The sequence below is a fragment of the Paracholeplasma brassicae genome, assembly GCF_000967915.1.
Lineage (GTDB): Bacteria > Bacillota_I > Bacilli_A > Acholeplasmatales > UBA5453 > Paracholeplasma > Paracholeplasma brassicae.
In genome coordinates this window covers 1,669,358-1,693,050 of sequence record NC_022549.1, presented here as the reverse complement: position 1 = coordinate 1,693,050, position 23,693 = coordinate 1,669,358, and the positions used below count along the sequence as shown (strand labels likewise).

Below are 23,693 nucleotides of genomic sequence, written 5' to 3'. Positions count from 1 at the left end.
AACAACGGAAGAAGACAAAATTGAGGTGATGTTTGATGAACTTAATTAAAGATGTGTGGAAAGATGAAGATGTAGAGGTGTTTCGACAATATTTAGATAACTTCAAAAACGTAGAAAAAGAAGCATGGGCTAGGCGTATCTTACAAACACAGTTGCCCCTACTTGCTTTAAAAACGAAAACGATGGATGAGATTGTTCGAGCGATTGCTAAAGGCAATTATACGTCATTTTTGGATCTAAGACTTGAAGGTAGTTACGAAGAGATTGCGATTTATGGCAAATTGCTGACCTATATCAAGGACTTCGAGGAATTAAAAAAGTATTTAGAGGTCTATAAAGAGTTAATGGAAAACTGGGCGCATTGTGACCTACTAAATTTTCACTTAATTGAACCAAAAGATCTTTTGAGCTTGGTGGATGATTGTTTATATGACAAACGTGTGTTTGTTAGGCGTTTGGGGCTCTTTATCTTGTTTATCTTACTAAAAGAAGACGGGGTACTTGATAGGGTATTAAAACGTATGTTGTGGCTAGAAGAAGAAAATGCGTATTACGTCATTATGATGTCTGGGTGGTTATTGAGTGAAGCGATTATATTGTATGAAGAAAGAAGCTTAGATTATTTAAAGACGCATCCGCAATTAAACAAAAAAATAGTCAATAAAGCGATTCAAAAGTGCCGGGAATCAAGACGCTTAAGTGTTGATAAAAAAGAGATGTTAAGAGCCTATAAACGGTAGTATTTTTGTTTAAGTCTATTGTTATCTTTTATCCTTTAAGGCGATCAAAAAAGCCAATACTCTGAACCGCCCCCTGTCAAGTAGACAGTGGAAATAATTAAATAACTGATTCAATTTTTAAGGCTTGATTCCGAAATTCCATCGGAGTTAAGCCTTTTAGTTTTTCTTGGTACCTTTGTTTATTATAAAACTGGATGTATTGATCAATCGCTACTTTGAGTTGATTGATGTCGTGAAACTGGGTTAAATAGTACATTTCTGATTTAAGTGTACCCCAAAAACTCTCCATCGGTCCATTATCAATACACCTACCAACTCTAGACATACTGACTGTCATGCTTCTAGAAGTGAGCTTCTTTTGAAACACTTTATTCGTATATTGATACCCGCGGTCACTGTGTACCATCGGTTTGGCTTCCGGATTAAGTTGGAATGCTTTCTCGAAGGTTTCATTTACCAGTTGGTTATTATTCGATATACCCATTTTGTAACTGATAATACTGGTATCACACAGATCGATGATGGCACTTAAGTATAACTTAGTATTCGATCCAATCACCTTGAACTCGGTAACGTCTGTTAACCATTTCTCATTGGGATTATTAGCCTCAAATTGTCTGTTTAAGACATTCTCTGCTGTGATCTCTGGTCTTACTTTAATATACCCCTTACGCACTCTACGGATAACCGACGATACACCTAATTTCTTCATCAATCGTCTGATGCGTTTTACATTATAGTTCGTTTGATTCCGCTTATTAATCCATAAAGTCATCCGTCTATAGCCTAAGATACCTTTAAACTCATCATGATATTCAAGAATCAATTGAGATAACTCATGATTAATCTTTTCTTCATTTGTTTCTTCATGTTTTAACCACTTATAATAGCTGCTACGAACAATCAAAAGGATTTCACATAACACCAAAATAGGATAGTTTTTTGCCTCATGAAGCCCTTTTATCGTTTTGTATTTGGCTTCTTGGCGGATCTTGCTAAAATATCCCTCCTTTCGATCTCCTGGAATTTTTTTATGACTTCAGCCTCCATCTCCAGACGTTCATTCTTCCGTCTTAGAAGCTCAACTTCACGTTTTAGTTTCTCAATTTCACTTAGATTCTCTACAGGCTTTCTCTTGCCTCGTTCGTCCTTTAAACCAGCTTCACCTTCTACGTTGTATTTTCTGACCCAGTTATACACTTGTGAGTAGGCTGTCTCAAACTTCTCCGCTGCGAGTTTATATTCAAAGTTATGTTCAATCGTCCATTTCACTATATCTAACTTTTCTTCATAACTCACTTTTCTTGATTTCGCCATATAAACATACCCCTTTGGATCATACGCTTTGATCTCGTTATGTCTATTATACTTGGAAACCCAACTCTTAATCATTGAGTCTGATGTTATTTGATATTGTTTGGCCAGTTCTGCGTATGATCCTTTGCCATCGTGGTAAGCTTTAATCACCTCTAATTTGAATGATTTCATATAACTTTGGTTTCTTGGTTTATCCTCAAATGCCATACTTCCCATCGATTCATAGTTCCTGACCCATTGTTTAACACTGGATACGTCACATCCTAATTCACATGCGATTTCTAACATTGACTTGATTCCTGTTTGATATGCTTTGATTGCTTTGATTTTTGTTTCTTTACTGAATCTTGGTGTTCTTGACATAAGAAAAATCCCCTCTCTGTACACTTCTACAAACTTTAATTATTTGTAGTGTCTACTTTAAGGGGATCATATCACTCACAGAGTTTTTTCTGTTTTGTATTGGCATTTTTTATTTTTTGAGGAGTCTAAGGCCATTTAGAATCACCAGTATCGTCGATCCTTCATGTAGAATGACCGTAAAGGCGATATCTGAGAAATTAAAAATATTAATAAAGGTAAGAAAAAGGACAATCCCAAAAGAAAATAAGAGGTTTTGTAGCACAATTCTGTGATGTCTTTTTGAGACTTTGTGCAAGTGTGTCAGTTTTAATAAGTCGTTTTTAGTTAAAACAACGTCAGAGACTTCAAGTAGTGCGTCAGTTGAACTGCCCATTGCAATACCTATTGTCGCTTTTTTGAGTGCGACGGTGTCGTTAATGCCATCGCCAATCATTAAAACACGATGACCATGCTCGATTAATCGATCGATGTGTTCACTTTTTTCTAGAGGTAAGACGTTTGCGTAAGACTCATCAAGGTTTAATTTTTCTTTAATTGCGTTTGCTGTCAATAAAGAGTCACCGGTCAGTAAAATGGTTTTAAGGCCATTGGATTTAAAGTATTGAATTGTTTCACAGGCATTTTCTCTAATGGTGTCCGTCAAACCAACCAGTAAGACCGGTTGATGATCTTTGTTTAGAATAAAGACGGTTTTTCCTTCTGATTCAAGCGTAGCTATCTGTTTTTTGAGGGTCTCTTCAATTGATTCAACTGCGCTTGGTTTTAAGACTTGATAGATGTGTTTTTGGTATGTCGCTTCTAGGCCAAATCCAGGGCGTATGGTGACGTCTAAATCAAGGTCTTTGGCGTTTGTTAAGTGATTGATGATTGCCTGTGCGATCGGGTGTGTGGATTTCTTTTCAAGTGAGTATAAAATATCAAGATAAAAAGACTTGTGTTGCTCTTCTAGTATCTGTAGGTCACTTAAGACGATGTTGCCATTGGATAGTGTACCGGTTTTATCAAAGACCACGGTATCGATACGAGACAAGTTATCTAAGTGCATGCCGCCTTTGACAAGAACACCTTGTTTGGCTAAGTTCGATAGACTTGATAGCGTTGCAGGTATGTCTATCATCGCAATCGCACAAGGCGATGCACCGATTAAAAAGACCATGGTTTTATAAAAACTAGATTCGATGTTATGGTTTAATAGTTGATTCATTAAGATGAAGAACAGTGGGCTTAATATTAAGACAGTTGTCACATAAATGGGTTCAATTCGCTTGATGAGTGAGGCTGTCTTACTGTGATTGTTTTGTGCGGTTTTCGCAAGTTCAACGATTTGATAAAACAAACTCTCATTATTCTTTTTAGTGGATCGTAGTTTAAAGGCATTGCCTAGATTGATGGTAGATGCGTAGAGGGTATCATCAAGTTTTTTTTCAACAGGCATGGATTCACCGGTAATGTTTTGCTCGTTCAGGATGGCTTCTTCGCTTAAGAGCATACCATCGGTTGGTACTTGATCGCCTTTTAATACGAGAAGTGTGTCGTTTTCGTTAACGAGACTCGCATCAATGGTTTCGTAATCGGTTTGATTGATTAGTCTTCTGGCTTTGGTTGGGTTTAGTTTTATCAGTCCAACAAGGTCGTTCTTACTTTTGTTTTTGGCGTAATCTTCTAAGAAGTGCGCCCCTGCAAAGATCAAGATGAGCAGTGCCGCCTCATCATAGTAATCAATGAGGATTGCACCTAGGGCACTTAAGGTCATCAATAGATGGATGTTAGGTGAGAATTTTCTATTTTTTAGCGTATTAGTGAGGGTTTCAACAAACCCTTCTTTAATGACGTGCAGGCCTGATAGAAGTATGGCGAAGACAAAAAGTATATTGGCTATGAGTGGGTTTGAACTAACCAAACCAACAAGGTAGAAAATGGTGCCTAGGATAAACAAGAAGAAGTCTTTTTTATGGTTATGTTGATGATGTGTATGATTATGCTGTGTGTGCATGGGTTACTCCTTAATATGAGATAGTGCTTGGTTATAGATTAAATGCACATGGTCATCAACTAGTGTGTAGTAGATGGTTTGTTTTTCTCTTCTGGATTTGATGAGATTTGCATCTTTTAACGTCTTTAATTGATGAGAAATCGCACTTTGGGATAGGTTTAAGACATTAGCGATGTCGTTGACACAAACCTCGTGTTTAGAGATTGTGTAAAGTATTTTGATTCTGGTTTCATCAGATAAGACTTTAAATAATTTGGATAGTTTTTGAGTGTCTGATTCGTTAATGAGATTTGTTTTAATTTCTTCTAGGTGTTTGTTGTGATTACAAGTGTCGTGTGTCATGTTATTCTCCTTATTTTATTATATGAGCATATATGCATATATTAACATAACGATGGTTGGAAATCAAGACAGTAAGAAAGAAATGATCACTATATCGCATTGGCAGTCAATTGAATTCATAGGATAAATTGTGGTATGATTAGTTCGACTAAAGGATATAGGCGATTCAAGTCGTTGATATCTATTAGAAATTCCGTTTTATAAAAATAGGACAAAAGGTAGGGCATTCTCATGTATTATACTAGTAATAAGAAGACCGGTAAGGCGTATAACAACTTGAATCAAGTCATCAAAGAAGCCCTCAATGAGGGCTCCTTAGTCTATAACAAAGATAAAAACGTGCTTTATGATTTTAGTAAAGAGTCGGTGGTTGTTGATTATGGTAAAGCTTTATTCACCATAGATACAAAGAAGAAGAGATACACAAGTATCCCAATCAAGTATTATGAGAACTCAATTGAAGAAACTGAGTTAGAGTATCATACGGGGGCCTATAATTACTTATTTTCTAAAGAGGGTTATGATGAGCTAGAAGCCATCGTTTCTTTAAAAGATGCGATATTTAAGTGTTCAAAAAATGAAACAAACTACAACGCTTACGTGCTATTTAACCATCAAGCACGTGATCAAATCGATGTGGGTTTGTCCATTAGTAAGCAAAAGGATAGAGTAGTAGTACAACCATTTTACTATTATATGGGTGGGATAAAACCCAAACAGTTTTATATAGAGCCAACCATTCTTTCCTCGTTTCAGATGGTAGAACCAAATTCATATCAAGGGCATGATCGTTTTAGAATCACACTAAAAAGGCAGGTCTCTGGGTGGTATTTTAAGATTGAAGTCTTAGATACGGGTATTATTTATGAAAAAGAAGTGCTAATAGAAAAAGATATGCATCAAGGTTTCTTAGGTAGGTTTTTGGTTGGCGTTTCTCTTGTGCCTATCAAGGATGATTTATTTGATCCACTTTGCGGTGCGTTATTTAAAGATGTGCTCATTGAACGTGTGTGTTTAAATCAGCAAGCGTACTTATACCCAGGATCAGCGAGTATGTCAAAAGGTTATTCGCAAGGCTATCCTTTTGCGGATGTGAAAGTTGATGGTATTTCATTTGTTTGTAAGACGTGTTACGAAAAAAAATCCCAAGCATGAGCTTAGGATTTGACGATTGAAGGCATTTCAGTTAATGTAAAGTTTGCTGAGTTGATTTTGTAAGTATTTGAACCATCACCTTCGATTTGTTCTGGGTTGGTAAAGTAGAGTTCTGAGACCCCTTTTACAAGTACGCCTAAGATAGATGTAATGTTAATACTTATTTTTATTTTTGAAAATAAGTTGATAGACGCCTTGTTGAAGAAATCGGCGTCTTTTTTGACGATTAAATTGATAATGACATTGTTTCGTTTGGTGTGTTCATTATAAAGTAAGAACGTACGACTTGTTTGTTCTGGTTTTGGTGTAATAAATTCATAGGTATTGCCATTTCGTTCAAATTTCAATCGATCAAATGTAATGCTTGAAACGATTTTACCTTCGGTGATCCGATAAGGAATCTTTAAAGAAAAGAATAGAAAGTCTTCAGGTTTCTTTAGAACGTCTTGTTCATTAATGCTTTGTTCAATCATATGAAATAACATGCTTTTTCTTACAACAAGTCGGTCAATGTATCTAGTTGATTCTGGGTAGATGAGCATTCGGTCCATAAACTCAATGATTGAATAATTGGATGACGCAAATTGTTGTTCTCGAAAGAGTTCAGCGCGACGATTGGTATCGTCGTTGTACTTAACGACGGTTTTATTATGCATTAGGATGAGTAGTGAAAAAATCATTGAGGATAAAAAAGATGAAAAGGCAACAAATAAGGTGGCTACACGTATCCCGATGACGTCAAAACGCGCTGCAAGTGCTTCTCCAAAAAACAGCATGGTGATGGCACTAGCAAGCACAAGTGTACCAACAACTAAGAAAATGATGATAATCAGTGTGTTTTGTTTTCTCATATAGAGTCCCCCTTTATATTTGACCTTGACCTTCATTATAGCATTTTATAAGGATAAATCTAGTGGTTTATTATCGAAAAATATTAAAGCAGCCAATCCCTTTGTTTGGATTGACTGCTTGCTATATTGATGGCTTTATTATTTATGGTTTGATGAGGTAATCTAAAAGTTTGATGAATTGATTTAAAAGAATACCAACCAACATCGCTAAGCTCATGCCGGTTAATTGGATTGTGCTTGTAATAGGTAAGACTGCACCACCTAGACCGATGACTAGCATCGTTGAAACAATGACTAAGTTTCTCATGTTTGATAGGTCAGTACGGTCTTTAATTAATATTTTGACACCATTGGCTGCGATTAACCCATACAAGATGATGGTCATCCCGCCAATGACTGCCCATGGAATACTTGTAATAAAGGCTTGGATGTAACCGAAGAAGCCAAGGGATATGGCAAAGAGTGCGGCAAGACCAATGACGTAAACCGAACCAACGCGAGTAATCGCGATGACACCGGTGTTTTCACCGTAAGTGGTATTGGCAGGTCCACCAATTGAAGCAGAAATGAATGTCGCAAGTCCATCACCAAGTAGGGTTTTATCAAGTCCTGGATCGGTTAGGAAATCTTTATTAGTGATTTCACCTAAGACCACGTGATCACCGATGTGTTCGGCAATGGTAACAAATGCAAGTGGTGCAAACATTAGAATTTGAGAGAAATCAAAATCATAAGTACCGATGAAACTAAACTTTGGTAGTTGAAAGAATGAAACAGTTTCAAAGACGCTGTAGTCAACGATACCGAAAATCATCGCGGCTGCGTAACCAATAAAGATTGAAACAATAAATGGCACAATCTTTAACATACCTTTGGCTTTGGTTGAGATAATCACAACGGATAAAAACGTGATGAGTGCCACAACAGGTACTTCATACCCAGAATCTCCATTAAGACCTGCGCTCTTGATTGCCTCAGGTGCGAGCGTTAATCCAATGATCATAATCATCGGTCCGACCACAATTGGTGGTAAGAGTTTTCGTAACCAGCCACTACCAAAAATTTTAATGATGGAAGCGAATAAAATATAAATGAGACCAACCGCCATCAAGCCTAGGTAGGCTGAATCAACCCCAGCGTTTGCGGTTGCTAACTGTATTGCGCCAATGTAGGCGAAGGAACTACCTAAGTAAACAGGGACTTTTCTTTTTGTACATAACAAATAAGTGATGGTTCCAATCCCAGAAGCGACTAGTGCCACCCCGACATCAAGTCCTGTTAGAAGTGGGACTAAGATGGTTGCGCCAAACATGGCAAATACGTGCTGAAGGCTTAGGATGACCCAAGACCCAATACTCGTTGGTTTTTGATCAATTCCAACAATCAATTCTTTTTCTTGCATTGTGTTTTCTCCTTTTCTTTTGTAAAAGGCCTTTAACAAAAAAAGACACCAGTGGTGTCCTTTAAATTGATCTAGGTATAAAAAAACATCACCTTATCATGCTCACGGGCACAACTTAAAGGACCTTAACTACAAATAGTATAACATAGGATTTTAAAAAGACAAGAACTAATTTTGTTTTTTTACAATTCGTTGTTTTGAGTGATTCATTCTTTTTATTCATAAAATTATTGTGGTATAATTAGTATGGAGATGATAAGGTGTTAAATGAAAAACGAATTGTCTGGTTAGCACGAATTTTACAAATGGGATTGGCTATTTTTTTGATAGTACTAGTAATCTTTCTAATCAATAATCCAGTAAACAGGCCTTATGGACGTATTTTATACCCGCTTTTTTTTCTTCTGTCTGTGTTTATGCTATCGGTGATGTATTTATTAAATCAATTGTTGACACTAAGAAGTCAAAAGACGTCGGCACGCTTAAGAAACGTTCAGATAGGCAGTGCTATATTGTTAGGACTATATTTAGTCTCAAGTCCTATGGTGTATGTGCTAGCTGATCAAAGTGATGCCCCGGGGATTTTAGTTATCTATTTGTTGGGTGCGTTTTTTCTGCTTCTAGTTTTATTAAGGTTTAAGCTAATTAATTTTCAAAAATACTGGAGGTAGTCGTATGATTGATAAACGAATCAAAATCTTAGAGGTAATCTACTTAGTCTCATTTCTGATGACGATGTATCACCTGTTAATTTCAACATTTATAGAAGATTTACCTTATGTTTTAGAAGAGGTATTTTACGTGCTTTTTCTTACGCTATTTGTTTTACTCAGCATTTATTATCTGGCTGTTTTTATCAAAAATCGGTTATTTAGACTTGTCGTTAGATATTTAGTCATCTTGATACCGATGGCGGTTTTTACGTCATACATTTTATATTTGGTAAAAGCGCTGGGTGAAGCGTTGAATCATTTTTAAGTAAAATCTGAAGTAATTTTGAAAAAACAGCGCATTTTCGTTGTTTTTTTTGACTTTCTGAGGCATTTTGAAAAAAGATGACAAAAACGTCATTATTTTATTGTGACAAGAAAAAGTCGATTTAATTGAAGCCTTTATTTTAGAGAACTATCAACAACTAACAGAAAGTGACCAACCATTAGCACTTCAAATGGCACAAAGTTTATTTATGGATGCGCTCGTTTCCTATGAAGCCTTAAATGAACAAGACGTCATTGATTTTGAGAACAAGTGGATTAATCTTGTCACAGAAGAAACCTTGATTGAAGTAAAAGCAACCATTCTTATTGGTGAACTTCAAAAGGAAGTCTTACTTATGAGGACGATTACGCCTGTTTATGAACTTGTGATTACCTCAATTAGTGAGGCGCTGTTAACCACAGAGATGGTAACCGTTGAGGCAAGCGTGATTGGGGTTATTGATTCTAGTAAGACTAATTTCTACAACCTAATCTTAAAAGATGACACAGGGGTCATTGATATTGAGTTGGATTACCAAACGTATCAAGCCTACAATGACTATGGAACCTCCGGCTACATCTCAGACGTATTAAGGGTTACCGGAAGAACCAATCAAAGCTTAGGTACACACCGCTTTGAGGTGATAGTATCACCCCAGTAGCAAGAAACCAAGTGATGAGGCACTTTACTATCAACAATACGAATCATGGATAGGGACACAAGTGAGGGTATCCGGGTTTACTTACTTAAGAACGAATCAACTAGCGTTCGATTTTGAAATGCTTGTCTATCACACACACAACAAGTCATAACAACAGAATAGAAATATCATTAATAAAGGACACACGAACCGTAGCTGGTTCATGTGTTTTTCTTACAACATAGTTGTATGGTAAAACAAGGTGTTTGAAATCATTATTGAAATTTTAAACATGAGAAAATTGCCTTTTTTCAATTATTTGTCATTCAAAGTATCTAATTCGATATGAAATCGTTTTCATTTCAATCAATGTTGAAAAAAGATTGACACAAGCGAAAATATCAAGCATAATAGAACACAAAATATCATCACAAAGGAGAGATACTGATGAGAAAAAGAAAGTTTTAGTGCTTTTACTAGCATTATTTAGTACATTTGGCTTAGTTGCTTGTGGATCAAGCGCTAGTGCATCGGATACATTAGTCGTCGCCAATGGCGCTGACCCAATTACGTTTGATATTCAAGCAACCAATGACCAAGCGACAACAAGAGTCGCTAGACAAATCTATGAAACACTTGTCCATCAAGACGAAGAACTTGTCTTAAGACCTGGACTTGCTAAATCATGGACTGAGGTTGGAAATAACACGTATGAGTTCGTTTTAAGAGATGATGTCTACTTCCATAATGGAGAGAAATTCACGGCAGCAGATGTTGAATACACAATGAGACGTGCGTTGACCTCCTCAACGATTGCGCACATCGTCGGTTCAGTCGATCCTGAGAAAATCGAAGTGGTAAGTGAGTATGTGATTCGAATTGGAACGAAAACCCCATTTGGCCCATTCATCACACACCTTGCACACCCTGCAACGGCTATATTAAATCAAAAAGCGGTTGAAGCGGCAGGCGAAGACTATGGCACAACGAGTGCGGTAGGGACAGGTCCATTTAAATTCGTTAGTTGGGTATCTGGTGAGAAAGTTGTTTTAGAGAGAAATGACGCTTATTGGGGCCAAAAAGCATTAATGGCTAAAATCGAGTTTAGAACCATCAGAGAATCAAGCGTTCGTTTGATTGGTTTAGAAAACGGAGAGATCGATATTGCCTATGATATTTCACCAGCAGACACCGCTAGTGTTCGCGCAAATGATAAATTAACCTTAGTCAACACACCAAACCTTGGTGCAGAATACTTAGGATTAAACCAAGCAAGCAATGATTATTTAAAAGACATTAACGTTAGAAAAGCGATTGCACACATCATTGATGTCGATGCCATTGTTAAGGCGGTCTATCAAAACGTTGGTACTCAAATGAGTGGTCCAATCAACAGTTCGGTGTTCGGGTATAATTCAAGCCTATCTCCATACGCTTATGATGCAGATTTAGCAGAAGAATTCTTAGGCAAATCGGCATGGCCAACGGGTGGTTTCACACTACGTCTGTATGTTGGTGATAACAGCGCTGAACGTATTAGTGTGGCACAAGTTGTCCAAGAACAATTGAAGAAACTTAATATCACGGTTGTGATTAATCAAATGGAGTGGGGCGCATTCTTAGCAGAAACCGCTAAACCAAAAGAAACCACTCAAGCGGATTTATTCTTACTTGGTTGGACAACGGTTACAGCGGATGCGGATTACGGACTATACCCATTATTCCATTCACAATCGACCCCATCTGGTGGTAACCGTGTGTTCTATAGCAACAGTGAAGTTGATGGCTATTTAGAAACGGGTAGAAATACTTCGGATCAAGCTGTAAGAAAAGCAGCTTATGAAGCCGCACAAGCGATTATCCACGATGAGCTGCCTTGGGTATTCTTACAAACCAGAGAAAACGTATCGGCGTATCGTAATGTCGTTACTGGATTTAAACACCACCCAATGGGAAGCTATTTCTTAGCTGGTGTATCAAAGAAATAACAAAATAGGAAAAAGAATGGGAAGCCAAAAACGACCCATTCTTTTTTAAAAAAAATGAAGGTGAGTTTATGTACAAATACATCATTAAACGTGTGATTTGGTTAATCCCGATTCTCATCGGTGTGTCGTTTATTGTGTTTACCATTATGTTTTTATCGCCTGCCGATGCGGCAGTGATGATTTTAGGTGAGAATGCTTCACCTGAGGCATTAGCGGCACTAAGACTTGAAATGGGGTTGAATGACCCGTTTATTGTTCAATATGCTAGATACGCAAGTGATGTGTTTCTAAGGTTTGATTTGGGACGTTCGTATTTAAATAACCGAGAGGTGTTAAAAGAAATACTTATCCGTCTACCAAATACCATTATTTTAGCAAGTCTCAGTATTGTCTTTGCGACACTCATTGGCATACCAATGGGCGTTATGGCTTCTAGAAAGCCAAACAAAGCGGTAGACAATACAACCATGGTGGTGTCGTTGTTTGGGGTGTCAATGCCGACGTTTTGGCAATCGTTAATCTTAATTATCATTTTCTCTTTGACCCTTGGTTGGTTTCCATCAAGTGGCTTTGATACACCTAGACAAATGGTCTTACCGGTGATTGCCTTATCGAGTTCCTCGATAGGCTCAATCGCCCGGATCACAAGATCTTCAATGATTGACGCACTCAATCAAGACTACATTAGAACGGCTTACGCCAAGGGGTTATCATCCAATAAAGTTGTTTATCGTCACGCATTAAAAAACGCCTTAATTCCTGTCGTTACAGTCATTGGCTTACAATTTGGTGCACTTTTAGGTGGAGCGGTATTAACCGAATCCATCTTTAGCATTAATGGTCTTGGGGTATTAATGGTTAATGCCATTAGACAAAGAGACATTATGATGGTTCAAGGCAGTGTGTTATTTGTTGCGTTTGTGTTTACTGTGGTCAACTTGATTGTTGATATCTTATATGCCTACATCGATCCACGCATTCGTGCACAGTACAAGTAAAGGGGGTAAGACGATGTTTAAAAAAAGAAATGAAGTTATTGAAAATCTAAGTCGCTTACCAAAAACACCTTTTCAAGAGGTATTGATGTCACTTAAAGAAAATAAACGTTTTTTAGTTGGGTTTGGGTTTCTCGTTTTGGTTATCATTATGGCGTTATTCGCCGATTTTATCGCACCGTTTGGGATGAAAGAACAAAACCTTTCAAATGCGCTTGCTAAGCCTAGTTTAGATCATCTATTTGGGACGGATCATTTAGGAAGAGATGTGTTTTCAAGGGTGGTTTATGGGGCTAGAACCTCACTTACCATTGGGCTATCTGCCGTCTCAATTTCACTTGTGATTGGCGGATTATTAGGCGTTTTAGCGGGCTATTATAAGGGCTTACTTGATGTGGTCATTATGAGGGTTTCAGACGTTTTATTATCGATTCCATCGATTTTACTAGCCATTGCGATTGTTGCGTCTTTCGGGGCTGGTATGTTTAATATGATTGTTGCGATTGCCATTGGTAATATTCCAATCTTCGCAAGGATCATTCGTTCAAACGTCTTAGCTTTGTCGGAAAAACAATTCATTGAAGCGTCGCACGCCCTGGGCTCATCAAATTTAAGAATTATTGTAAGCCACATTATTCCAAATACGTTATCGGCAATTATTGTGCAATCGAGTCTTGGAATCGCATCAGCCATCTTATCGGCGGCAGGCTTAGGGTTTATCGGACTAGGACTTGAATCCTCCGTTGCGGAATGGGGTTTAATGCTTTCCTCAGGTAGAGCCTACATTAGAACCCATACGTATTTAACGATTTACCCAGGTCTTGCGATTATGTTTTCAATACTTGCTTTTAACATGCTTGGTGACGGCATTAGAGACGCGCTTGATCCAAAGATGAGAGAGAGGTAATTTTTTATGAACAATGAACGAGTACTCTTAAGTATCAAACACTTACAAAAATACTTTCCAATTAAAAAGAAACACCCGTTTCAAGTCAAACAAGACTACGTCAAAGCCAATAAAAATGTCTCAATTGATATTTATGAAGGCGAAACACTTGGGATAGTTGGCGAATCTGGGTGTGGTAAATCGACCTTGGGTCGAACAATCATCCAACTTCAAAAACAAACGGGTGGTTCTAGTCTTTACTACGGGGAAACGATTGATAATTTCATGCCTAAATACGTCAAGAAAGTCTATCAAAGCCTTGTAAAAGTTTCTAAAAGTTACGACAAAGACTTTAAGGCACTAAACATACTCAAACAAAATAGAGTCGATGAGGCTTCTAGCGAACTGTACCGATTGTCTAAAATTGAGTTTGAAAATAAATATTATAATACGTTTCGTTTAATTGGCGGCCTCGCGGCCTATCATGATTTAGAAGAAATCAGTCGTATTTTATTAGACGAATATAAGGCATTAAAAGAACTATCAGTACTCAAACAAAAATACGATTTTGAAGAAACCAAGTTAAAAATGAGGCACTTAGATAGTGGTGTGCTTCTAAAAAAACTAGAAGAGCAAATCAACGAAAAAGAGGCGGACGTTAAAACGATTAAAGAAAAAGTCGAATCCATTAAAGTAACATTAAAAAATGATCCGAAATTCATCAAATATGAATCGTTTAAAGATCAAGGCATCGATTTAAGTGCACTAACTAAAAAAGAAATTAGGTATTTAAAGAAGGATTTGCAAATCATTTTTCAAGACCCTTATTCGTCACTTGATCCTAGAAGTAAAGTTAAAGACATCATTGGTGAAGGTCTATTAATTCATAAGTTTTTTAAACGAAAGAACAGTGAAGCCTACAACAATTATGTCGAAGATATCATGAAGAAGTGTGGGTTAGATGAGGCATATAAGAACCGTTACCCACACCAGTTTTCAGGTGGTCAAAGACAGCGGATTGGGATTGCAAGAGCGTTAGCATTAAAACCGAAATTTGTGGTTTGTGATGAGGCCGTATCGGCACTTGACGTTTCGATTCAATCTCAAATCATCAATTTGTTAGAAGACTTAAAGAAAACCGATAACTTAACTTACTTGTTTATTACACATGATTTAGGTGTAGTTAGATTTATTTCAGACCGTATCGGTGTGATGTATTTTGGCTCATTAGTTGAGCTCGCAAGTGCTGAGGAGATTTTTAAGAATCCGAAACACCCATACACCAAACAATTACTAAATGCGATACCGGCTTACGAGGACGAAACATTCAAACAAACAATCCACGAAATCACTTATGAGACAAGTGACTACGAGTTTCATTATCACAAGACAGGAGAAGCAGATCCAAACTGGTATGAGGTATCAAAAGGGCATTTTGTTTCCTGTAAGTTAAAACAAGAGAAAGACGAAGGTGGTCTCTTATGAGTTTACTAAAAGTAGAAAACCTACACACGTACTTTGACACTAGAAATGGGCTTGTTAAAGCGGTTAACGGTATATCGTTTACACTTGAAGAAGGAAAAACCTTAGGGATAGTTGGTGAATCAGGTAGTGGAAAAAGCCAAACGGCCATGTCAATTATCAAATTATTTCAAGCCAACCAAAAAATACATGAAGGCACGATTACGTTTAATAATCAAGTGTTGTCTTTAATGAGTGATAAAGAGTTAGAAAAAATCAGAGGTAATGAAATTTCGGTGATTTTCCAAGAACCGATTTCTAGTTTAAACCCAGTATTGACGGTTGAAAAACAGTTAACAGAAGTGTTGATTTTACATCAAAAATTGACAAAAAAAGAGGCCGTAAGTAAGGCTTATGAGATGTTAAATGTTGTAAAAATCCAGAACCCACAACGGGTCATGAAAGCCTATCCGCATCAACTCTCAGGCGGGATGAGCCAGCGTGTCATGATTGCGATGGCGCTTTCTTGCAATCCGAAGCTTTTAATTGCCGATGAACCGACGACCGCACTTGATGTCATCATTCAAGCAGAAATCCTTAAATTGATGAATGAACTTAAGGCGAAATACAAAACCTCAATCTTATTTATTACCCATGATTTAGGTGTGGTATCGAAGATGGTCGATGACGTGATTGTTATGCATGGGGGGAGGATTGTTGAAAAAGCACCGGTCGACCGGATTTTCAAAAATCCTTATCATCCCTATACAAAAAAACTCTTAGCGGCGTTTTTAAAAACTGATCTTGAACGAAACAGTTCACATAAATCCCTCGATTTGTATGAAAAAGAAAATGACGTGTTTGATTTTGATCGCTATAAGACCTTAGGAATTGCAGATGAGTCATTCCTAGAGGTTGAACCAAATCATTTTGTTAGTTGTCACATCAAATAAGCTCAAAATTTAAAGAAAACTTCATCGTTGAAGTTTCTTTTTTTACTTAGAATGAATTTATTTACAATAGTTATAAAAACAGGTAAAATATTGTTATAGAGTATCAATTTCAGGAGGTAGAAATGAAAAAAGTAACGTTATTATTGCTTGTTTTATGTTTAGGACTACTTAGTGCGTGTTACGATAAAACACCAAATGAGAATAAAGATCCAAAGGATGAAGAACCAATCATTTACCAGTTGAATTTTCATCAAATCGATCAGTCAACAATTACAGTGGATTTAGAACTTGATGCTAAAATCATGGTACCAGAACCACTCGAAAAAGAAGGTCATTCGTTTGTCGGCTGGTATATTTCTAATCGTTACCAACAACCATTTGACAAAGATAGCCAATCGCTATTAACCTCAAAGTCAAACATCGATGTTTATCCAAGATACATTCAAAACTACGCTTTTAAACCTGTGTCCGAAGGAAATACTTACACAATGCCAACGGGAAGTTATGGTCAAGCAACCATAGATGGCGGTTATGAACTTGGTATGTCTGAGGTGACTGCAGGCTTATACTTTGAAGTATACGAATACGCAAAGGCAAATGGTTATGATTTTCAAAAAGGCAAGGCGGGTTCTTATGTGTTTGGCTCAAACGATAAAGTCCGTTTATATGAACCAGTGGTCGAAGTGAATCTAATCGATGCCATTCTTTTTTCAAATGCTTACTCCGAAATGATGGGGTTAGTCCCAGTCTATTACGATGAGTCGTTTAACGTGTTAAAGAAAGTCGATGATTACGTCAATACACTTAAAGGTTTAATCATTGATGATCAAGGTGGCTTTCGTTTGCCAACCTCTAATGAATGGGAATTTGCGGCTAGAAGAGTCCCTGCGGAACAGACCTACACCATCAATGTGGCCGGTAATTACTACATCCCATCTGACTTTTTAAGTGGGGCAAGCATGAGTTCGTCTGATTTTAGTGAGCACCATTTGATTGCTTGGATTTATGGCGGGGCATACCCAGATCAACCAAAAACAATGAACGTGGGTTTAAAACAAGCCAACCACATGGGTTTCTTTGATATGAGCGGTAACGTTCGAGAGTGGACAATCACAACAACCAGTTATTCTGATTCGTTTATGACGGTAACTAGAGGCGGTTCTTACACAACGCTACGAAAAGACGCTGTGACAGGCATTAGTTTTTCACTTGATTCAATCACTCGCATGGAAGACCTTGGGTTTCGTTTAGCAAGAACAAATTAAAAAATATAAGGATTAATGCCTCAATCAAACGGCCGTTCAAGGTATTGGTCTTGTGATTGAGGTTCTTTATATTTATCGGTGTTTCAAAGACTTCTTGTAACTTACCCAGTTAGAAAACAAATAAACTAATCAGGATAAGCTATTTTATGAAAAGAAGATGATAAATATTATTTGTTAGTGCTATAATGGAATTACGTAGAGGAATTGGGTGATTAAATGAAAAAGAAATTAAAGTGGTTTCGCTTGTCTTATGTTTTAGGTATCATTCTTTTTTTTCTTGGCTATTACTTTTTAGGACACGTGCACCTAGAGGATAATCTATTAGGCGAGTTATCCGCCTATTTTATTGAAGAACGTGCGAAAGCATTCATTAACTATGGCTATATCAGTTTTATTGTTGGGCTATTATTGAGTTTTGACTTAATTGATTTGATTTTAGGTATAATTCGAACGAAACGCATCAGTAAACCCGTTAAACTACTCTTTTTAGTATCGGTTGGTTTTTATCAGTTAAGTTTCTCTTTTACGCCTTATGCGTTCATGATTTATCTTTATGTGCTTTTAATGGTTACCTACACACTTTATGCTTTAATCACAAAGGCCGTTAACTTGGTTTATGTGATATTTTTAGTTGTGATGCTTAGCATGCGCCACAATTATGATCATATGTTTTTCGATCATCAGCACTATTTAAATACGAGTTTGGTGATACTAGCTGTTATTATCGGTCTGATTTATTTAGTGGCTCGAATGCTAGTTAGGCATCGGGATAAACAAACGTTTACTGACGAGTTAGGGTCGTTTGTTCAAGGGGTATTCTTATTAGGGTTTTATTTCTTAATTGAGACCATGATCAAAATTAACTACAGTTCACTTGTGGGTGTGATTCATGTGTTTTACGAACCGCTTTGGGTCTATCAACTGTTGTTTTTTATTGGGGTATTTGCCTTAAGTGTGATTACCTACTCGTTTGGCTTGTTTGATACAAAAAAAACAGAGTTGCTATTCAATAAAAAGCGGTTTGTCGCTGAACTTAAACGATTTTTAGCATTCATCAAGGGGTTTAAGTTTGAAGCGGTATTTTTAATCGTTACCGCGCTAATCGGCATACTTATGATGTATACGTTTGTCTCAATCACGTTAACTCAACAAGAAAAACTCGATGACATCAAAGGGTTAGAAGACAACATCATTATTCTAGATCGGTACGCGTTTTTTGAGCATCAAAGCACACTTAGTCTTAGTGACTCGTATGAAGTCTCTTATATAGACCAAAACGTCGATGGCATCGGAAATGGCATCAATCTAAATGTCGTATCTGATAACTACTTTGATTCAGGTGTGATTTATAAAACGGGTGTTCATGACTATTATTATAACGTTCAAGAAACACAGGTTCTTTATGAGTCAAAAAATGTGAATCCAACAAATCCAATCATCATCGATGAAACGGCTGCAATCAAGTTATTCAATCAAAAAAATGCGGTTGGTAAAACCGTTGAACTATGGATCGAAGGCAAAATCGTCTTATTTAATGTCTATAAAGTCATCAGAGAAACAAACGAACGACTTCATGTGATTGAGTACCTCAAGACTAGAGGTCATAACAACATTGAAGCTCAGATTGATTTTAGTCAAGCCTACATTTTTATTAGCGACTACGAAAATCTGATTGGGTCAAAAAGTGACATCAGTTTAATGAAGCTAACGTTTGAAAAACCGGTATCAGCTTCTGATTTGGATCAAATTATTGAGATCGTAGGCATAGATAAAGCCACGAGTGTCCATAGTCACCGTCAGTACTTAGAAGGCATTAAACAAGACTATCAAACGTCTGTTTTAAATAACTTAGTGATCTTGTTGATGGTGGTATTTTTATATATGATTTACTTGTATCTATATACCAACAAGCGGTTTAAACAAGTAAAAGGTCAAAACTACATTGAGTCACTTAGAAACTACATTAATCAAAACCGAAGTAGGGTATTATTTTCCTTTCTAGTTTCAAACGGACTACTAGCGATTTATTTTTATGTGAGGTTTGGCTTTTTCTTCTTAATCAATGCCTATATTTATTTGTTTATTTTAACATTGATGACGGTTATTTATGTGTTGTTATTTGGTCTATCTAGTTTTTTAGTTTTCAAGAAGAACATCGAGCATTAATCGTTTAAAGTAGCCACTAATCATGGCTATTTTTTTTTATCGGATAATCATTTAGAAATCAATCTGTTTTCATTCGTGGTAAAATAAAGTATTAGAAGTCATGAGGTGATCAGATGCAGGACATAGATAATTTAGCATATGAAAAATTAATCACAGAAGCGATGGGTGCTGCAACTTGGATTTGGAATATCAAAACCAATGAGTTAACCATTAACGATCGCTGGTTAGAGATGATTGGGTATGATCGAAAGACATTAGAACCTATTACCGTGGATACGTGGTTTGATTTTGTCTACGAAAAAGACCAAGATAAAGCCAAAATGGCCGTTGATGATTTACTTTCAGGTAAGACGCCTTTTTACAAAGTAGAAGTACGAATTAAACATAAAAATGGCCAGTTGATTTGGGTTCTAGATATGGGAAAAGTCATCAAAAAAGATGACTTAGGCAAACCTCTAATTGTGATTGGGGCACACATTGACATTAATGACTCAAAAATTGAACATCAAGTCAAAGAAGAAAATGAAAAAAATCTAAACGAGATTATTAACAACACAAAAGATGTCATTTACAGGCTATCATTAAATGGTAACTTTACCTATTTATCGAAAGCTTTTGAACAACGACTTGGCTTTTCTCTAAATGAAGGCATGGGTACCGCCTTTAAAGGTTATGTGCACCCAAGTGACTTACCAAAGATTAACACATTTTTTGAAATTATTAAGGATTCCAACAAGCATCATGAAATTAGCTCATTTCGTTTAATCACAAACAAAGGGCAGTGGCGGTATTTTGAGACCTCAGCAACAACCATTTATGAGGATGATCAACCCGTTGGCTACGCTGGTATCTTAAGGGATGTTTCAAAGTTAGTGGATACTTACCATGAACTATTGGAGTCAAGAAAAGAAAATGAAACGTTTTTTGATGTGAGTCTAGATTTACTTGCGATTGCGAATAAGGAAGGCTACTTTATCAAATTAAATGACACCTGGGAAAAAACACTAGGGTTTTCAAAAGAAGAATTGATGAGCAAATCCTATTTTGAATTTGTCCATCCTGAGGATCTAGAACGCACCAAAAAGACGAACCGTGAAGTCATATTTGATAACGAACGCATTTCAAATTTCATTAATCGCTACGTTTGTAAGAATGGGTCCTATAAGTATTTAGAGTGGCGTACGTACGCCTATGATGGAAAGATATATGCCTCAGCAAGAGACGTAACCCATCATTATAACCACTTAAAACAGGTGGAGTACTTGAGTTATCACGACCAGCTCACCGGTTTTTATAATCGTCATTATTTTGAAAAAATCACACCGGAGTTAGTCATCGATTCAAGTTACCCACTAGGGGTGCTATCTTGTGATCTAAACTACCTAAAAGAAGTCAATGACGTCTTTGGTCATGTAAGGGGTGACCTTTTGATTAAGGAAGCTTCGAGTCTCATTCGCGAGTTCTTTAGTGATGGTATTTGTTTTAGAACCGGTGGCGATGAGTTTGTGATCATCATGAAAAATACGAGCAAAGACATCATCGAATCAAAGGTTAATCAATTTAAAACCAAACAAATCACCAATCGAAAACAGGGCTCATTATTGGCGCTTGCCATCGGGTATTACATTGAAGAAAAACCAACAACGGATATTTACACAGTAATTAAAGAAAGTGATTTAAGAATGTATGAAGATAAAAAGCGAGTTTATCTAGAAGTCGGAGGGTTTAAACATGAGTAAACTAACGAACCGTCGTTTAATCTTTCTTGGCATTTCGCTTCTTTATTCAAGTAGCTATCTACTGATGTATTTTAATCCTTTTATTCACGACAACACCCCAGCATTTTTACTCACTGGTGTTTTATTGTTGATGATATTTCTATTGTTTAGAGATTTCTTAGATAAAGGGCTAAGGGTTAAAGTAATCACAGGGTTAGTTTCACTAATTGTTTTATTTCAATTAATAAGTGAATTAACCACGCTTCATGAATGGTTTAAATCAAATGATATAATGCACCTCATCATTCATTTTATTTTTGGGGTCAATTACGTTTTATTGGGCTACTTAGTCTACTTTGAGAATGAAAACTATCAGAAAAATCAAAGTCTTAGAAAAGCGGCATTTGACTATAATCAGTCGATTTTAATACGGATTGACTATAAAAAGCGTCTGGTAGAAATGGAATTTTCTGAGTTCTTGAAAGAGGCTTATTGTTTGTTAAAACAAACGATTTCGATTGATTTAGATGAGTTTAGAAATTGGGTAGTTGAAGAAGAGCACTTGAGATTTGATGAAGCAATCAAACAAAAGGCTTTTTTAAATAATGACGTGTTTCATATAAGACTATTTGAGCAAAAAATCGAATTGACGATGCAAATCAAGGGCTCTTATTTGGTTGATTTCACACACGTCATTTTGGCCTTTGATTATACCGATTTTGAAAGTTTAGAAAAAACGATGTACGAAGAAAATCACCTACGGATGGAATTGTTAAAAAACCTTAAAGTTGGTGTGATTGAGATTGAATTCATCTATGAAGGCGACAAAATCGTCGATTATAAGCACATCTATATTAATGAGTATTTTGTTGATGTCGTCTCGGTTTCGAAAAAGGAGTTACTTGAAAAAACGGCAAAGGACTTAATTCCTAATGACTACCTAGACCGCATTGAAATCTATTTAGACGCAAGAAAAACCAATAAACCCGTATCGTTTGAAAGACGAATTACAAGAAACGGTCGTTATTGCATGATTACGGCCTATCCCTCATTTAATGATCACATGGTGGTGATCTATCAAGACGTCACAGAGCTTAAAGCCTTAAACGATCGTTTAGCGTATTTAGCGACACACAATACACTGAATGCGTTTTACAATCAACAAGGACTTGAAGAACACATCTCGAAACTAAAACCAGTGAAAGACGCGGTTTGTTTTTACGCAAGCATTTCAAAAATCAATTCAATTAAAGCCTTTTATGGCATCCAGTTTATTGATAAACTCATTCAAGAAATTGGAAAAGAATTTTTAATCTACAAAAAAGAAGGGTTTATCGTAGCAAACATCAGCTATCATCACTTCATCTTAGTTTTACTCGAACCAAAAGAAGAACTCATTTTTGATGTGATTGATCACGCGAATCGTTCGGTCTACAAAAAATATCACATCATCGACACAGAGATAAACGTCAAACAAAACATTGGTTTTTCTAGAATCAGCCAAGAACCAGTCAATTTGTTTGAACTAATCACACAAGCAGCGGTCGCCAATAATGAGGCATCTCAAAGTGAACATAACGTGATTGTGAAATACGAAGAATCCCACGGGTTTGCGTTAAAGAAAAACATCAACATGGCAAGTAAGCTATATCAAGCAATCGAGAACAAACAAATTGATGTGTATTATCAGAAAATCGTTGATACTAGAACAAATGAGGTGAGATACATTGAAGCGCTCGCAAGATGGATTGATCCAGAGCTTGGGTTTGTCTCACCTGACGAGTTTTTTGAGTTGGCATCCAAATCCAATTTGATTGATTATCTTGAAGACTACTTAGTACAACTTGCCATCAAGAAATTTAGTCGGTATCTAAAAAAAGACTACCCAAAGGCGATTTTAAATTTAAACTTATCACCTGCGGCACTCTTTAAAACCAATTTTGAATTACTGGTCCTTGAAAAAACCATTTCAAGTGGGCTTAAAACCGATGACGTTTGTATCGAAATATCCGAAAATACGTTTATCCGAAATACCGATTTATGCATTGAAACAATCAATAAGTTCAAACGCTATGGCTTTCGTATCGCAATCGATGATTTTGGGTCTAAGTATTCGTCTTTAGGGATCCTAGATCAAGTCCCTTTTGACATCCTTAAACTGGATGGCGTATTTGCTACAAACATACAGTCACCAACGATTCTTGACATTGTTAGAACATTAAAAGACATCGCACACAAAGGACAAAAAGACATTGTGATTGAAAAAGTAGAGACGATTGAAATCTCAGATAAGTTCAAAGCCTTAGGTATTTACATTCAGCAAGGCTATTTTTATCACAAACCTGAAAAGGTAGGGTAATTTCCTTAAATCAATTGGGAAGTGTATTTGCACTTCCTTTTTTATATATAACCGACACTGTTGATAAAAAAAACAGGTGGAGAACATAATCATAATAATCGATACAATGATTAAAAAAAGT

The 23,693-nt window shown here is 36.6% G+C and carries 19 protein-coding genes; 13 read left to right on the top strand and 6 right to left on the bottom strand.

From position 1 onward, the window contains the following. Positions 1-35: 35 nt before the first annotated feature. Complete coding sequence (locus BN853_RS07815; RefSeq protein ID WP_030005402.1) at positions 36-740, top strand: DNA alkylation repair protein; 705 nt, start codon at positions 36-38, stop codon at positions 738-740. Positions 741-837: 97 nt separating this feature from the next. On the opposite strand, the gene BN853_RS07810 is transcribed toward BN853_RS07815, so the two are convergent. From BN853_RS07810 to BN853_RS07795, 4 genes are all read right to left on the bottom strand, one after another. After that, positions 838-1,665 carry an IS3 family transposase gene (locus BN853_RS07810; RefSeq protein ID WP_030004561.1) on the bottom strand — a complete coding sequence of 276 codons (828 nt, stop codon included), beginning with the start codon at positions 1,663-1,665 and terminating at the stop codon, positions 838-840. A 35-nt stretch (positions 1,666-1,700) separates the two neighbouring features. After that, complete coding sequence (locus tag BN853_RS07805; RefSeq protein ID WP_030004029.1) at positions 1,701-2,420, bottom strand: helix-turn-helix domain-containing protein; 720 nt, start codon at positions 2,418-2,420, stop codon at positions 1,701-1,703. Between the two features lie 109 nt (positions 2,421-2,529). Next, positions 2,530-4,413: a heavy metal translocating P-type ATPase gene (locus BN853_RS07800; protein ID WP_030005401.1), complete on the bottom strand. Its 1,884-nt coding sequence runs from the start codon at positions 4,411-4,413 to the stop codon at positions 2,530-2,532. A gap of 3 nt (positions 4,414-4,416) precedes the next feature. Then, on the bottom strand, positions 4,417-4,755 hold the full coding sequence (locus tag BN853_RS07795; RefSeq protein WP_030005400.1) for an ArsR/SmtB family transcription factor: 339 nt from the start codon (positions 4,753-4,755) through the stop codon (positions 4,417-4,419). Between the two features lie 231 nt (positions 4,756-4,986). On the opposite strand from BN853_RS07795, the gene BN853_RS07790 reads away from it, so the two are divergent. Continuing rightward, the gene (locus BN853_RS07790; protein WP_030005399.1) at positions 4,987-5,910 is read left to right on the top strand and encodes a hypothetical protein; all 924 of its coding nucleotides are present in this window, start codon (positions 4,987-4,989) and stop codon (positions 5,908-5,910) included. A gap of 2 nt (positions 5,911-5,912) precedes the next feature. Here BN853_RS07790 and BN853_RS07785 read toward each other — a convergent pair whose 3' ends face one another. Both BN853_RS07785 and BN853_RS07780 read right to left on the bottom strand, forming a co-directional pair. Next, positions 5,913-6,761 carry a hypothetical protein gene (locus BN853_RS07785; protein ID WP_030005398.1) on the bottom strand — a complete coding sequence of 283 codons (849 nt, stop codon included), beginning with the start codon at positions 6,759-6,761 and terminating at the stop codon, positions 5,913-5,915. Positions 6,762-6,903: 142 nt separating this feature from the next. After that, a complete protein-coding gene (locus tag BN853_RS07780; RefSeq protein ID WP_030005397.1) occupies positions 6,904-8,163 on the bottom strand; it encodes a uracil-xanthine permease family protein in 1,260 nt (419 codons plus the stop codon). A gap of 675 nt (positions 8,164-8,838) precedes the next feature. On the opposite strand from BN853_RS07780, the gene BN853_RS07770 reads away from it, so the two are divergent. From BN853_RS07770 to BN853_RS07720, 11 genes are all read left to right on the top strand, one after another. Then, on the top strand, positions 8,839-9,141 hold the full coding sequence (locus BN853_RS07770; protein ID WP_030005395.1) for a hypothetical protein: 303 nt from the start codon (positions 8,839-8,841) through the stop codon (positions 9,139-9,141). A 190-nt stretch (positions 9,142-9,331) separates the two neighbouring features. Continuing rightward, positions 9,332-9,802, top strand: coding sequence for a hypothetical protein (locus BN853_RS07765; protein ID WP_030005394.1), 471 nt, complete (start codon positions 9,332-9,334; stop codon positions 9,800-9,802). A 446-nt stretch (positions 9,803-10,248) separates the two neighbouring features. Next, the gene (locus BN853_RS07760; RefSeq protein ID WP_030005393.1) at positions 10,249-11,769 is read left to right on the top strand and encodes an ABC transporter substrate-binding protein; all 1,521 of its coding nucleotides are present in this window, start codon (positions 10,249-10,251) and stop codon (positions 11,767-11,769) included. A 68-nt stretch (positions 11,770-11,837) separates the two neighbouring features. After that, the gene (locus BN853_RS07755) at positions 11,838-12,767 is read left to right on the top strand and encodes an ABC transporter permease (protein ID WP_030005392.1); all 930 of its coding nucleotides are present in this window, start codon (positions 11,838-11,840) and stop codon (positions 12,765-12,767) included. Between the two features lie 13 nt (positions 12,768-12,780). Continuing rightward, positions 12,781-13,671: an ABC transporter permease gene (locus BN853_RS07750; protein WP_030005391.1), complete on the top strand. Its 891-nt coding sequence runs from the start codon at positions 12,781-12,783 to the stop codon at positions 13,669-13,671. Positions 13,672-13,677: 6 nt separating this feature from the next. Then, positions 13,678-15,135 (top strand): ATP-binding cassette domain-containing protein, encoded by a 1,458-nt coding sequence (locus BN853_RS09145; RefSeq protein ID WP_030005390.1) that lies wholly within the window; start codon positions 13,678-13,680, stop codon positions 15,133-15,135. Continuing rightward, positions 15,132-16,064, top strand: coding sequence for an ABC transporter ATP-binding protein (locus BN853_RS07740; protein ID WP_030005389.1), 933 nt, complete (start codon positions 15,132-15,134; stop codon positions 16,062-16,064). Before BN853_RS09145 ends, BN853_RS07740 begins: the two co-directional genes overlap by 4 nt. Positions 16,065-16,186: 122 nt before the next feature. Next, positions 16,187-17,329 (top strand): formylglycine-generating enzyme family protein, encoded by a 1,143-nt coding sequence (locus BN853_RS07735; RefSeq protein WP_030005388.1) that lies wholly within the window; start codon positions 16,187-16,189, stop codon positions 17,327-17,329. Between the two features lie 216 nt (positions 17,330-17,545). Next, a complete protein-coding gene (locus BN853_RS07730; protein WP_030005387.1) occupies positions 17,546-19,495 on the top strand; it encodes a hypothetical protein in 1,950 nt (649 codons plus the stop codon). A 113-nt stretch (positions 19,496-19,608) separates the two neighbouring features. Then, the gene (locus BN853_RS07725; protein ID WP_030005386.1) at positions 19,609-21,234 is read left to right on the top strand and encodes a sensor domain-containing diguanylate cyclase; all 1,626 of its coding nucleotides are present in this window, start codon (positions 19,609-19,611) and stop codon (positions 21,232-21,234) included. Further along, positions 21,227-23,572 carry an EAL domain-containing protein gene (locus tag BN853_RS07720; RefSeq protein ID WP_030005385.1) on the top strand — a complete coding sequence of 782 codons (2,346 nt, stop codon included), beginning with the start codon at positions 21,227-21,229 and terminating at the stop codon, positions 23,570-23,572. The genes BN853_RS07725 and BN853_RS07720 overlap by 8 nt, the downstream gene beginning before the upstream one ends. Positions 23,573-23,693: the final 121 nt, after the last annotated feature.